The sequence below is a fragment of the Rhodanobacter sp. TND4EL1 genome (genome assembly GCF_054061035.1).
On sequence record NZ_JBSSDT010000001.1, the window covers coordinates 349,609 to 362,411 of the forward strand.

Consider the following 12,803-nt stretch of genomic DNA (forward strand, 5'->3'; position numbering starts at 1 on the left):
GTCATGACCACTGCTGCGACCCCCAAGGTCAATCTGCTCGACTTCGATCGCCAGGGCTTGCGTGATTTTTTCACGCAGATCGGCGAGAAGCCGTATCGGGCCGAGCAGGTGATGAAGTGGATCTACCATGACCTGGAAGACAACTTCGAAAACATGACCGACGTGGGCAAGGCGCTGCGCGCCAAGCTCACCGAGGTCTGCTACATCGGCGCACCGAAGAACTTGCTGGACAAGGTCGCCACCGACGGCACGCGCAAGTGGCTGCTGGGCATGGACAGCGGCAATGCGATCGAGACGGTCTACATTCCCGAGCCCACCCGCGGCACCTTGTGTGTGTCCTCGCAGATCGGCTGTGCGCTGAACTGCGGTTTTTGCTCCACCGGTGCGCAGGGCTTCAACCGCAACCTGTCGACCGCCGAGATCATCGGCCAGGTCTGGGTAGCCGCGAAGTACCTGGGCAACGTCACCCACCAGAATCGCCGCATCACCAACGTGGTGATGATGGGCATGGGCGAGCCACTGGCCAATTTCGAGCCCGTATTGAGGGCCATGAAGCTGATGCGCGACGACCTGGGCTTCGGCCTGGCCGCCAAGCGCGTCACCTTGTCCACCGCCGGCATGGTGCCGCTGATTGATCAGCTGTCCGATTCGATCGACGTGTCGCTGGCCGTTTCGCTGCACGCGGCCAATGATGATCTGCGCACCGAACTGATGCCGATCAACAAGCGTTACCCGATCGCCGACCTGCTGGCCGCCTGTCAGCGCTGGGTCGCGCGCAAGCCGCGCACCTCGATCACCTTCGAATACACCCTGATGAAGGGCATCAACGACCAGCCCGAGCATGGCCGTCAGCTGATCAAGCTGATGCGCAAGCTGCCGACATGCAAGGTCAACCTGATTCCGTTCAACCCCTTTCCGGGCACTCAGTTCAAACGTTCGGACGCCGGGGATATCCATCAATTCCAGACACAGTTGCTGAATGCGGGCGTTTTGACCATGCTGCGACGGACCCGCGGCGATGACATCGATGCCGCCTGCGGCCAGTTGGCCGGACAGGTCGCCGATCGTACCCGGCGCAGTGCCGACATCAAGAAGCGACAGGAAGAGGGGACATCGCATGCGGTTTAAGGGGGGAGTGTTGTTGGGGCTTTTGTTGCCGTTGGCAGGCTGCGTCACCACGCACAGTGACAGCAACACGCTCGGCAAGAGCATGCCGCAGAGCAGCCAGTCGGATCAGGCTTCCGACGCAGCCCGGATTCATACCGAGCTGGCCCAGCGCTACATGCAATCCGGCGACCTGCAGACCGCGTTGGCCAAAGTCAGCAAGGCGCTGCAATTCGACCCCAATTACGCACCGGCGCACACGGTTATCGCCGTGATCTACGAGCGCATCAACAAGCTGCCCGAGGCGGAAGAGCATTACCGCAAGGCTGCTGCTCTGGAGCCGGCCAAAGGCGCCCCCAACAACAACCTCGGTGTGTTTCTCTGCCATACCGGCAAGATTGCCGAGGCTGACCAGTATTTCCGGAAGGCAGTGGCCGATCCGTTCTACCAGACCCCGGATGTCGCCTTGACGAACGCCGGTGTCTGCCGCATGCGGGCCCATGACGTGGCCGGCGCGGAAGCGAGTTTTCGTGACGCCATCGCAAGAAATCCGACCAATGCGGAGGCACTCTTCCAGCTTGCAAATACGCTTTATCTGAACAAGGATGCATTTCGCGCCAGGGCGTTTCTCCAGCGATTCGATGCGCTGGGTCAACCCACGGCAGCGTCACTGAAACTGGGGCACGACATCGAAAGCCGTCTGGGCAACAGGGAAGGGGCCCTCACCTACAGCAAGCGACTGCTGAGCCAGTTTCCGGACTCGGAGCAGGCGCAGCACATGAATACAGCTACCAGCCCATGAATTCCATGCAGTCTCAGCCGGCCGGGCACGATTCCGACAAGTCCCAACTGGCCGGTATCAATTTGCCCGAGATGGACACGAGTTCCGCAGACCCCCACGCGGTAAGTTTCGGTAGTCGCCTGCATGGAGCGCGTGAAGCCCGCGGACTGGACCTGGAAACTTGTGCCCACACGCTCAAGTTGCCGGCCAGGGTGCTGCGCCAGCTGGAGCGCGACCAGCATGACGGCATCGATTCCAAGGTCTATCTGGCCAGTTACATCAGCAAATATGGCCGTTTTCTCGGCATCAACGACGCTTCCATCCAAGTGGAACTGGACCGCATCAAGCAGATAGAAACGCCGCTGGTGGCGACGGGCGGCATCTCGCATTCCCGTTTCCTGCTGGATCGATACGCGACAGCGGCGACCTACGTGGTGCTGACGGCGGTCATCGTGGTTCCGATGATCTGGCTTGGCGTGCGTGGCACGCTGGACCGCGACCTCGCCCATCTTGCCCCGCTCGATGCGGCACCCGTCGCACAACTTGAAGCCTCGGCAGGCGATGTCGCCAAGACCGAGCCCCAAGCAACGGGCAACAGCCTTCCGCCGGCTCCGCTGGCCATCCTGCCCGTACAGGATCAGAACCAGCCGCTGCTTGCTTCCATGGCACCGTTTCCCAGCCTGGAAAACAGCAGCCTTTCCCCCGTACGCCCGGCGGCACCGGCTATCAACGCGGGGATTGGCGAGCATAGCCTCAGCATGACCTTGTCAGCGGCCAGCTGGGTGGAAGTGGTTCAGGCGGACGGTACGCGCCTGGAATACGGCCTGCTTCCCGCAGGTGTCAGCAAGACGTATCACAGCAATCAGGCGCTGGACGTACGTATCGGCAACGCCAGCGGAGCCCAGGTGGTGATCGATGGCGCCGCGGTGGGCCTTGATGATTTCCGCCGTGCCAACGTGGCGCGTTTCCGCGTGCAGATGCAAGACGGCAAGGCATCCGCAGCCAGCCTCTGATCGCCGTTCCGGGCCGCTTCGCGCGCGCCATTTCGGTTATGCTTGTCCACTGACGTCCGCTCGGTAACGAGTGGGCGTGACCGGCTTTTCCCTTGGTTTATTGCACAGGCCCCTGCACGCGTCCGCGGGCGCGCGGCCTTTTGAATGGTGACTGCATGGCATTTGAAGAATACGACAAGTACGAGCAGAGCGAACTGGTCCAGAAATGGCTGCGCGAAAATGGGGTGTCGATCATTGTCGGCATCGCGATCGGTCTGGTCGGCATTTTCGGGTGGCAGCAGTGGCGCAATCACCAGGCGCGCAACGAGGCCGATGCGTCCCAGTTGTATCAGCAGGTGCAAAGCGCGCAGGCATCGGGCAAGACCGACATGGCCGCACAGCTCACCGATCAGTTGATGAAGGATTACGCCAAGTCGCCGTTTGCCGTGTTTGCCGTCAGTGATCGTGCGAAGCAACAGGTTGAGGCGAAGCAGCTGGACAAGGCCGAGGCATCGCTGGAGTGGGCCGAGAGCCACGCCACCCAGCCTGGTCTGAAGGCGCTCACCCAATTGCGCATGGCGCAGGTCGAAATGGCCAGCGACAACGGCAAGGCCGCACTTGCCACGCTCGACAAGATTCCCGCAGACAGCTATCAGGGGCTGTCACAGGAACTCCGCGGTGATGTACTGGTCAAGCTTGGACGCCCCGACGAAGCACGCAAGTCCTATCAGGCTGCGATGTCGGCGCTGGGCGAGGAAGCGCCGCAACGCGGTGCGTTGCAGATGAAAATCGATGATCTGGCTGTGGCCGGGAAGCAGGGTGCATGAAAAGATTTCTGTTGATCACGCTGGCATCGCTGGTAACCCTTACCGGTTGCCACTCCTTCAAGAAGGAAAACGTCCAGCCGCCGACCCCGCTGGCCAAGGATTTCAAGCCGACGGTGCAGGTCACCCGCTTGTGGAAAACCACGGTCGGTGATGGCGCCCAGGCGAGTGGCGTGCGTTTGCGCCCGGCGGTGGTCGATGGCGTGTTGTACGCCGACAGCACCGACGGCAAGATCGCGGCCATTGATGCCAACAGCGGCAAGACGCTGTGGTCGAAAAGCTCAAGCACGCATGGCTGGTTCGGCTGGGGCGACAAGAAGCGCAAGGACGCCGAATACGCGGGCGGCCCCGCGGTCGCTGGCGACCTGCTGGCGGTCGGTACGCTGGATGGTCACGTGTATGCCATGAGCGCCAAAGATGGCAGCCCGCGCTGGGAAGTCGAAGTGAGCGACCAGGTGCTGGCCTCGCCGGTGATCGTGGGCGACATGGTGGTGGTGCGCACTGGTGATGGCCGCATTTATGCGCTGGATGCCACCGACGGCCATCGTCGCTGGGTCTACGATCAGGGCACGGTTCCGCTGCTAAGCCTGCGTGGCAACGGCACCATGCTGGCGGCCAATGGCGTGCTGTTTTTCGGCAGCGATGACGGCAAGCTGGTCGCCGTGCGCCAGGACAACGGTGCCAAGTTGTGGGAGCAGAAGCTGGCCAGCGGCGAAGGTCGCACCGAGATTGATCGCCTGAATGATGCCGACGGCTCGATCCTGCTGGACGGCAGCACCCTGTACGGTGCCGCCTATCACGGCAACCTGACCGCCGTCGATGGCCCCAGCGGGCGTCCGATGTGGTCGCATCCGTTCTCCACGTTTGACTCGCTGGCATCCAACCCCACGGCGATCTTCGGCGTGGATGACCAGTCGCAGGTGTGGTCATTCGACCGCAGCACCGGCACCGACATGTGGAAGAACGATTCGCTGAAATACCGCTGGGTGACCGGCCCGGCCGTGCAGGGCAATTATGTGGTGGTGGGTGACCTGGAAGGCTATGTGCACTGGCTGCAGACGGGTGATGGTGCCCTGGCCGCACGTCAGCGTCTGTCCAAGAAAGCGATTCGTGCCCAGCCGCTGGTCGTAGGTGACATTGTTTACGTCGAGGACGTCGAGGGCCATATCGGCGCCTATCGTCTGTCCTCGCCCTGATTGCGAAAGAAGTACTCATCATGCTGCCCGTCGTCGCGCTGGTTGGTCGTCCGAATGTCGGTAAATCGACCCTTTTCAATGTCCTGACGCGCAGCCGTGACGCCCTGGTGGCCGACATGCCGGGCGTCACCCGGGATCGCCACTACGGTATTTGCCGCAGTGGCGACCGCCCGTTTGTGGTGGTCGACACCGGCGGCTTGTCCGGCGACGAAGACGCCATGGACGTGCTGACTGCGAAGCAGGTCCGTCTCGCGATCGAGGAAGCCAACGTCCTGGTGTTCGTGGTTGATGCCCGCGACGGCTTGCTGCCGCAGGATTACGTCATCCTCAACGAGTTGCGTCGCAGCGGAAAGACCATCATCGCCGCGGTCAACAAGACTGACGGACTGGAGGACGAGGCGGTCCTGGCGGAGTTCTCCGCGTTCGGCGTGGGTCGCATCCTGCCGTTGTCCGCGGCGCACAATCGCGGCACTGGCGACCTGATCGCGATGGTCCTGCCGCTGCTGCCGGTCGATGAAGAAGGCGCCGAGGAGTCCACCGAGGATGGCACCATCCGCGTGGCCATCGTGGGACGTCCGAACGCCGGAAAATCGACCCTGATCAACCGTCTGCTGGGTGAGGAGCGATTGATCGTCTCCAATGTTGCCGGCACCACGCGCGACCCCATCCGGGTGCCGCTGGAACGTGACGGCAAACGTTATACCTTGATCGATACCGCCGGCATCCGACGCAAGGCTCGGGTTGAGGAAGCGGTCGAAAAATTCAGCGTGATCAAGACGCTCCAGTCGATCGCCGCCGCCCAGGTGGTGGTGGTGATGATCGACGCCCGCGAAAATCTGGCTGATCAGGATCTCACCCTGATCGGCTACGCAATGGACGAGGGCAGGGCGCTGGTCATCGCGATCAACAAGTGGGACGACATGGATCAGTACCAGCGCGACGAGTGCCGTCGGGCGCTGGATCGCCGACTGGTATTCGCCAGCTGGGCCAAGCAGGTACAGATTTCTGCACTGCACGGCTCGGGTCTGCGCGAACTGATGAGCGCTGTCGTGCGCGCGCATGCCTCGGCGACCAAGGTGCTGGTGTCCTCGGACCTCACCAAAACGCTTGAAAAAGCCTACGAAAGCTACCAGCCACCGCTGGTCAACGGTCACGCGCCGAAACTGCGCTTTGCGCATCCTGGTGGCACCAATCCGCCGACCATCGTGATCCACGGCACCCGCACCAAACACATCGCGCCGGCGTATCAGCGCTATCTGGAAAACTTCTTCCGCAAGCGTTACAAGCTGGAAGGCACACCGATCCGCATCGCGTTCCGCGAAGGCGAGAACCCGTATGCCGGGCGCAAGAAAGTGCTGACCAAGGAACAACAGCACAAGGCACGGCGGCGCAAGAGCGAACTGATCAGCCGCACGCGCTGACCAGGCAGCCGCATGCGTACCTCAGCCGAGGTCCTGCGGTATCCAGCCGTACACCGCGGCGTCCCGCGGCTTGCCTTCAACGCATAGCCGCTGTCGTGCAATCGCTTCGAACTCTGCGCCGGTCCGGTCGGCTACTGCCAGGCTGGCCGTGTTGTCTGGCTGGATCACGATTTCTATCCGGAACAGGCCAAGCTGCTCGAAACCGAATCGCGCGACCAGCCGCGCGGCTGCCGTGGCGACGCCTCGACGCTGGCAGGACTCCCGCACCCAGTAACCGAGATTCGCGCTGCGGTGCAGCGGGTCGTGCTGACTCAGTCCGGCGGCCCCCATGAGCTGGCCGGACACGACGTCGAATATGGGAAAGGCAAAGTGCGCGCCGCTGACCCATCCGGTTTGGCAGAACGCCACCCAATCAAGCGCACGCACCAGGTCATAGCCCGCACGACACCACGGCAACCAGCGCCCCACGCTGTCCACCGACTCTTCCACGGCTTCGACCAGCCGTGTGGCGTCTTCCTGTTGCCATGGTCGCAACCGAAGACGTCCATCGGTCAATTCGGTATTCAGGTGATCCAGTTCGCCGGGCTTCATGCGCATGCCGTTTGTGTGCGTGTGATCCAGCCCGGATAATGCACGACTCCACAGGCAGGTGACACTCATGAGCGCACGGATACTCGACGGCAAACGCATCGCGCAGGAATTGCTTGAGCGCGTTGGAATGCGTGTGTCCGATCGGGTGGCACAGGGCCTGTCGGCCCCCGGGCTCGCCGTCGTGCTTGTCGGTAGCGACGCGGCGTCTTCTGTTTACGTGCGCAACAAGCGCAAGGCCTGTCATCAGGTCGGCTTTCGTTCGTTCGACCACGATTTGCCCGCGACGACCACGCAGTCAGAATTGTTCGATCTGATTGATCGGCTCAATGCCGATCCGGACGTGCATGGCATCCTGGTGCAGTCGCCGTTGCCCGGACATATCGATGAGGATGCGCTGGTCGATCGCATCGATCCGGGCAAGGATGTGGACGGCTTCCAGGCGATCAATGTCGGCCGCCTTGCGTTGCGTCGTTTCGGCTTGCGCCCGTGTACGCCGAAAGGCGTGATGACCCTGCTCGGACACACCGACCGCCCGGTTCGCGGCCAGCACGCCGTGGTGGTTGGGGTTTCCAACCATGTCGGGCGCCCGCTGGTGCTCGAACTGATGATTGCCGGTTGCACCACCACCTCGTGCCACCGTTTCACGCGGGACCTGGAAGGGTTCGTTCGTCAGGCGGACATCGTCATCGTGGCGGTCGGCAAGCCGGCGTTGGTCAAGGGTGACTGGATCAAGCCCGGCGCCGTGGTGATCGATGTCGGCATCAATCGCCTCGACGATGGACGACTGGTTGGCGACGTGGAATTTGCTCCGGCCGCCGCTCGGGCCAGCTGGATCACACCGGTTCCCGGCGGCGTCGGCCCGATGACCGTGGCCACGTTGATGGAGAACACACTGGAAGCTGCCGAGGCGCGCAGCTTGCTTGCAGCGGGCTGAATCGAGTCGGCCTGCCGGGATTCAGGCAGGCATCTGGCAGGCAACACGGTCGGGCGCGTATAATTCCCTCTTTGCAGCGGGGCTTTTTCATGCGCATTCTCGCCGAGGCACTGACCTACGACGACGTCTACCTTGTTCCGGGCCATTCCATCGTGCTCCCGCGCGACGTGAACACCTCGACGCGGTTTACCCGCGACCTGCGCCTGAACATTCCGATCGTGTCTGCAGCCATGGACACCGTGACCGAAGCCCGACTCGCCATCACCATGGCGCAGAACGGCGGCATCGGCATCATCCACAAGAACATGACCGCCGAGCAGCAGGCGGCCGAAGTGCGCCTGGTCAAGAAGTTCGAGGCCGGCGTGATTCGCAGCCCGATCACCGTGACGCCGGAAACCTCGATTCGCGAAGTGCTGCGACTGACCCATGCACACAACATCTCCGGCGTGCCGGTGGTGGACGGCGCGCAACTGGTCGGCATCGTCACCAGCCGCGACCTGCGTTTCGAGCGCAAGCTGGACGATCCGGTCCGCAACATCATGACGCGCCAGGACAAGCTGGTCACCGTTCGCGAAGGCGCCGGCCAGGACGACGTGTTGCAGTTGCTGCACACGCATCGCATCGAGAAAGTGCTGGTGGTCAACGACGCGTTCCAACTGCGCGGCCTGATCACCGTCAAGGACATTCAGAAGGCCCGCGACAACCCCAATTCCGCGAAGGACCGCCAGGAGGCATTGCTGGTCGGCGCCGCCGTCGGCGTTTCCGGTGACACCGAGCAACGTATCGCCGCGCTGGTCGATGCTGGCGTGGACGTGCTGGTGGTCGACACCGCGCACGGCCATTCGCAGGGCGTGATCGATCGCGTGGCCTGGGTCAAGAAGAACTATTCGCAAGTGCAGGTGATCGCTGGAAACATCGTCACCGGCGAAGCGGCTCGGGCGTTGCTTGATGTCGGCGTGGACGCGGTCAAGGTGGGCGTTGGCCCCGGTTCGATCTGCACCACCCGGGTGGTCGCCGGCGTCGGCGTGCCGCAGATCACCGCGATCGACATGGTCGCCACCGCGCTGAAGGACGAGATTCCGCTGATTGCCGATGGTGGCATCCGCTATTCGGGCGACATCCCCAAGGCGCTGGCCGCCGGTGCGTCCACCGTGATGCTCGGCTCGATGTTTGCCGGCACCGAGGAGTCGCCTGGTGAAGTCGAGCTGTTCCAGGGCCGTTCGTACAAGAGCTATCGCGGCATGGGTTCGATCGGTGCGATGCAGCTCGGTTCGAAGGATCGCTACTTCCAGGATGAGGCCGATGCCGACAAGCTGGTGCCCGAAGGCATCGAAGGTCGGGTACCTTACCGTGGCCCGCTGCGCAACATCATTCACCAGCTGATCGGTGGCTTGCGCGCGTCGATGGGTTACCTGGGCGCAGCCACCGTCGAAGACGTGCGGCAGAAAGCGCAGTTCGTGAAGGTCACTTCCGCCGGCGTCACCGAAGCGCATCCGCACGACATCCAGATCACCAAGGAAGCGCCGAATTATCGGCTCAACTCGTGACTGACGCGCCGGCCTGAGGGTCGGCGCCTTGTTTTACAGGCGGCCACTGGTGCATCCAGTCCCGCATGACTTTCAAGATCAAAGGCGTCAACGGGGTCGGCAGACCTCGCGGCGAAACCGGACTGATGACCAATATCCACAGCGACAAGATCCTGATCCTCGATTTCGGCGCGCAGTACACCCAGCTTATCGCCCGTCGCGTGCGCGAACTTGGCGTGTATTGCGAAATCTGGGCATGGGATCACGATCCGGCCGAGATCGCCGGGTTCGGCGCCAAGGGCATCATCCTGTCGGGCGGGCCCGAATCCACCACGGTGGAAAATGCCCCGAAGGCGCCGCAGCAAGTGTTCGACGCCGGCCTGCCGATCCTCGGCATCTGCTATGGCATGCAGACCCTGGCAGCCCAGCTCGGTGGCGCCACGGAAGCGGCGGAGGCCCGTGAATTCGGCCATGCCAGCGTGGACATCGCGGCAACCAGCGGTTTGTTCGAAGGTTTGAGCGATCACGTCGGCGAACACAGGCTCGACGTCTGGATGAGCCATGGCGACCATGTCTCCCGTGCACCGCCCGGCTTCGTCGTCACCGGCTCGACTGACCGCATCCCGGTCGCGGTGATGGAGAACCCGGACAAGCGCTGGTACGGCGTGCAGTTCCATCCCGAAGTGACGCACACGAAGCAGGGCGGAGCGCTGCTCAAGCGCTTCATCACCGAGATCTGCGGCTGCGCCACGCTGTGGACGGCAGCCAACATCATTGACGACCAGATCGCCCGGGTGCGCGAACAGGTCGGTGAGGATCACGTCTTGCTGGGCCTGTCTGGCGGCGTAGATTCCTCGGTGGTGGCAGCGCTGCTGCACAAGGCAATCGGCAACCGGCTGACTTGCGTCTTCGTCGACACCGGCCTGCTGCGCTGGCAGGAAGGCGACCAGGTCATGGCCACCATGGCTGAAAACATGGGCGTCAAGGTGATCCGCGTGAACGCCGCCGACCGCTATTTCGCGGCGCTGGAAGGCGTGGCCGACCCGGAAGCCAAGCGCAAGATCATTGGTGGCCTGTTCGTGGAGATCTTCGACGAGGAGTCCTCCAGGCTCACCGCCGCGGGCGGTGGTGAAGTGAAATGGCTGGCGCAGGGCACGATCTATCCGGACGTGATCGAGTCGGCCGGCAGCAAGACCGGCAAGGCCCATGTGATCAAGAGCCACCACAACGTCGGTGGCCTGCCGGCGCACATGAAACTGAAGCTGGTCGAGCCGCTGCGCGAACTGTTCAAGGACGAGGTGCGCCGGATCGGCGTGGAACTCGGCCTGCCACGGGCGATGGTCTATCGCCATCCATTCCCGGGTCCCGGCCTGGGTGTGCGCATCCTTGGCGAAGTGAAGCGCGAATACGCGGAACTGCTGGCCCAGGCCGATGCGATCTTCATCGACGAATTGCGCAAGGCCGATCTGTACGACCAGACCAGCCAGGCGTTCGCCGTGTTCCTGCCGGTGAAATCGGTCGGCGTGGTCGGCGATGCGCGAGCCTACGAATGGGTGATCGCGCTGCGTGCGGTGGAAACCATCGACTTCATGACGGCGCACTGGGCGCACCTTCCGTATGAGTTTCTCGGCAAGGTTTCAAACAGGATTATCAATGAGTTGCGTGGAGTATCTCGCGTAGTTTATGACATAAGCGGCAAGCCGCCCGCTACGATTGAGTGGGAATAGATAAATCAAGCACTTGCACGCGGGAAACAGGGGCCGGCAACTTGCCGGCCTCCTTATATTCTGTCAATAATACGTTGAAATGACTGACGAAATTCCGAAAAGCTCGAGTGAATTCTCATCTGACGATCTGCAGCACATGCAACGTGCGCTGCAACTGGCCGCTCACGCGCGCGATGCCGAGGGCGAAGTTCCGGTCGGCGCGGTGCTGGTGCAGGGTGGGGAGATCGTCGGCCTGGGCTGGAATCGCAACATCACCCTGCACGATCCAACCGCCCACGCCGAAATCATGGCGATGCGTGCGGCCGGGGAAAAGCTCGCCAACCATCGTCTTTCCGGTGCCACGCTTTACGTCACGCTGGAACCGTGCTCGATGTGCGCGATGGCGATGATCCATGCCCGCCTGGGCAGGGTCGTCTTCGCGGCGGCCGATCCGAAGACCGGTGCCGCCGGGAGCGTGTTCGACACTTTGGTGGATGCGCGCCACAACCACCGAATCGACGTGGCGGGTGGCTTGCTCGCCGACGAATCAGCGGAGATGTTGCGCGAATTTTTCCGCGCCCGTCGCCGCTGAGCGTCAGCCGCCGTCGGGTTGTGCGCGCGTCGTGGCCACGGTTCCGCCATGTGGTTCGCGGGTATCCCGGCCCAGCAACTGCAGCCGCAGACCCCATGGCGCGGTGAAGTCGAGGACCACACGACCAGCCAGCGGTCCGGATGTCACGCGATGGGGAGCGCCGCTGACCATGCCACCCTGCTGCTGCAGCCATTGACCTGCCCGCAGCACATTGTCCGAAACGAACTGCAGAGGTTGAGCCATCCCGTTCGACGCGAGGGAAGGGGACTTGTCGCCGTCGAGGAAAAGCTCGACCACGGAACCCTGATCACAGGAGAGCAGCAAGGACACGGGCGTGACTTCGCCTGACGCAGGCTCCGGCGTTATCAAGTCGCAATCGAGCACGCCCTGGAAAAACGACGCAGCCTGCCGCAGGTCAGGGACGCTCACGCTGACATAGCCGCCGTCGATCGTGGCAGCACGAGCGCCAAGCGACGCGATCGCGCCCAAGCTCAGAATGATGTACAGGAAGGTAAGTGAAATCTTGCCCATGATCCGGCGGCGAATGGATATTCGGCCTGTTACATGGGCACGTTCGGTTTCCGGGGAAAGTCCTCAACGGGTGATCTGAGTGTTTCCGCGCGTGGACAATCAACGCAGTCGGCCACCGTTTCCATACCCGAACAGTGCGATCACGCCATCCGACTTGATCGGCGGCATGACCGACCCGATGCTGAATGCACAAACATCCAGACCGGCGTGCATTTGAATCGATCCGGTCACTGCCATCCAGTCGGGAGACATTCGAATGAAGCGCTATATCAATCAATTGCTGGAAAAGCCGCGCACTCAGTTTGAGAGCGCATCCGCAAGGCGTCGAAATGAGGTTCCAGGATCTCTGACCGCAAACGCCGGTCTGCGCGCGGAAGATGGCTACGACTGGTTGCGTCAGATCAGGCCGGCTCGAGATAGCCAGAGGATTGCACCGTGAGGCGACGGACACCATTTGCCCGGATGCGCCTTCAAACCTTAATTCGTAATTTGACATAATATACATTATGCGAAATTAGAGATCCAAGATCGGGCTGACGCGCGGACCCTCGTCTTGTACAGCTTTCACCGGATGCTCATCGACTTCATTGCTCAATCGGCTCGTA

Annotated in this window: 13 protein-coding genes; 11 read left to right on the top strand and 2 right to left on the bottom strand. The window is 62.4% G+C overall.

From position 1 onward, the window contains the following. Positions 1–3 precede the first annotated feature (3 nt). The 6 genes from rlmN to der all read left to right on the top strand — a co-directional run bounded on the left by rlmN (position 4) and on the right by der (position 6,318). The gene (gene rlmN, locus ACVWWQ_RS01675) at positions 4–1,128 is read left to right on the top strand and encodes a 23S rRNA (adenine(2503)-C(2))-methyltransferase RlmN (protein WP_208321612.1); all 1,125 of its coding nucleotides are present in this window, start codon (positions 4–6) and stop codon (positions 1,126–1,128) included. Continuing rightward, a complete protein-coding gene (gene pilW / locus ACVWWQ_RS01680) occupies positions 1,118–1,906 on the top strand; it encodes a type IV pilus biogenesis/stability protein PilW (protein WP_133950971.1) in 789 nt (262 codons plus the stop codon). The genes rlmN and pilW overlap by 11 nt, the downstream gene beginning before the upstream one ends. Continuing rightward, entirely contained in the window at positions 1,903–2,898 is a 996-nt protein-coding gene (locus ACVWWQ_RS01685; RefSeq protein WP_133950435.1) for a helix-turn-helix domain-containing protein, read from the top strand. The genes pilW and ACVWWQ_RS01685 overlap by 4 nt, the downstream gene beginning before the upstream one ends. 155 nt (positions 2,899–3,053) lie before the next feature. After that, the gene (locus ACVWWQ_RS01690) at positions 3,054–3,704 is read left to right on the top strand and encodes a tetratricopeptide repeat protein (RefSeq protein WP_133950433.1); all 651 of its coding nucleotides are present in this window, start codon (positions 3,054–3,056) and stop codon (positions 3,702–3,704) included. Then, positions 3,701–4,897: an outer membrane protein assembly factor BamB gene (bamB, locus tag ACVWWQ_RS01695; protein WP_099652176.1), complete on the top strand. Its 1,197-nt coding sequence runs from the start codon at positions 3,701–3,703 to the stop codon at positions 4,895–4,897. Before ACVWWQ_RS01690 ends, bamB begins: the two co-directional genes overlap by 4 nt. Positions 4,898–4,917: 20 nt before the next feature. Continuing rightward, positions 4,918–6,318, top strand: a complete 1,401-nt coding sequence (gene der / locus ACVWWQ_RS01700; RefSeq protein WP_099652175.1) for a ribosome biogenesis GTPase Der — start codon at positions 4,918–4,920, stop codon at positions 6,316–6,318. A gap of 21 nt (positions 6,319–6,339) precedes the next feature. Here der and ACVWWQ_RS01705 read toward each other — a convergent pair whose 3' ends face one another. Continuing rightward, positions 6,340–6,909 carry a GNAT family N-acetyltransferase gene (locus ACVWWQ_RS01705; RefSeq protein ID WP_133950969.1) on the bottom strand — a complete coding sequence of 190 codons (570 nt, stop codon included), beginning with the start codon at positions 6,907–6,909 and terminating at the stop codon, positions 6,340–6,342. Positions 6,910–6,976: 67 nt separating this feature from the next. Between ACVWWQ_RS01705 and folD the strand changes: the two genes are divergently transcribed. From folD to tadA, 4 genes are all read left to right on the top strand, one after another. Next, entirely contained in the window at positions 6,977–7,843 is an 867-nt protein-coding gene (gene folD / locus ACVWWQ_RS01710) for a bifunctional methylenetetrahydrofolate dehydrogenase/methenyltetrahydrofolate cyclohydrolase FolD (protein WP_133950431.1), read from the top strand. Between the two features lie 89 nt (positions 7,844–7,932). Next, entirely contained in the window at positions 7,933–9,390 is a 1,458-nt protein-coding gene (gene guaB / locus ACVWWQ_RS01715; RefSeq protein ID WP_099652172.1) for an IMP dehydrogenase, read from the top strand. A 125-nt stretch (positions 9,391–9,515) separates the two neighbouring features. Then, positions 9,516–11,096, top strand: a complete 1,581-nt coding sequence (gene guaA / locus ACVWWQ_RS01720; RefSeq protein ID WP_133950967.1) for a glutamine-hydrolyzing GMP synthase — start codon at positions 9,516–9,518, stop codon at positions 11,094–11,096. 79 nt (positions 11,097–11,175) lie between these two features. Next, on the top strand, positions 11,176–11,667 hold the full coding sequence (tadA, locus tag ACVWWQ_RS01725) for a tRNA adenosine(34) deaminase TadA (RefSeq protein WP_133950429.1): 492 nt from the start codon (positions 11,176–11,178) through the stop codon (positions 11,665–11,667). Between the two features lie 3 nt (positions 11,668–11,670). Here the strand turns inward: tadA and ACVWWQ_RS01730 are convergent, their stop codons facing one another. Then, a complete protein-coding gene (locus tag ACVWWQ_RS01730; protein ID WP_133950427.1) occupies positions 11,671–12,198 on the bottom strand; it encodes a VOC family protein in 528 nt (175 codons plus the stop codon). 256 nt (positions 12,199–12,454) lie between these two features. On the opposite strand from ACVWWQ_RS01730, the gene ACVWWQ_RS01735 reads away from it, so the two are divergent. Beyond that, entirely contained in the window at positions 12,455–12,637 is a 183-nt protein-coding gene (locus ACVWWQ_RS01735) for a hypothetical protein (RefSeq protein ID WP_133950425.1), read from the top strand. The last annotated feature ends 166 nt before the right edge of the window (positions 12,638–12,803 follow it).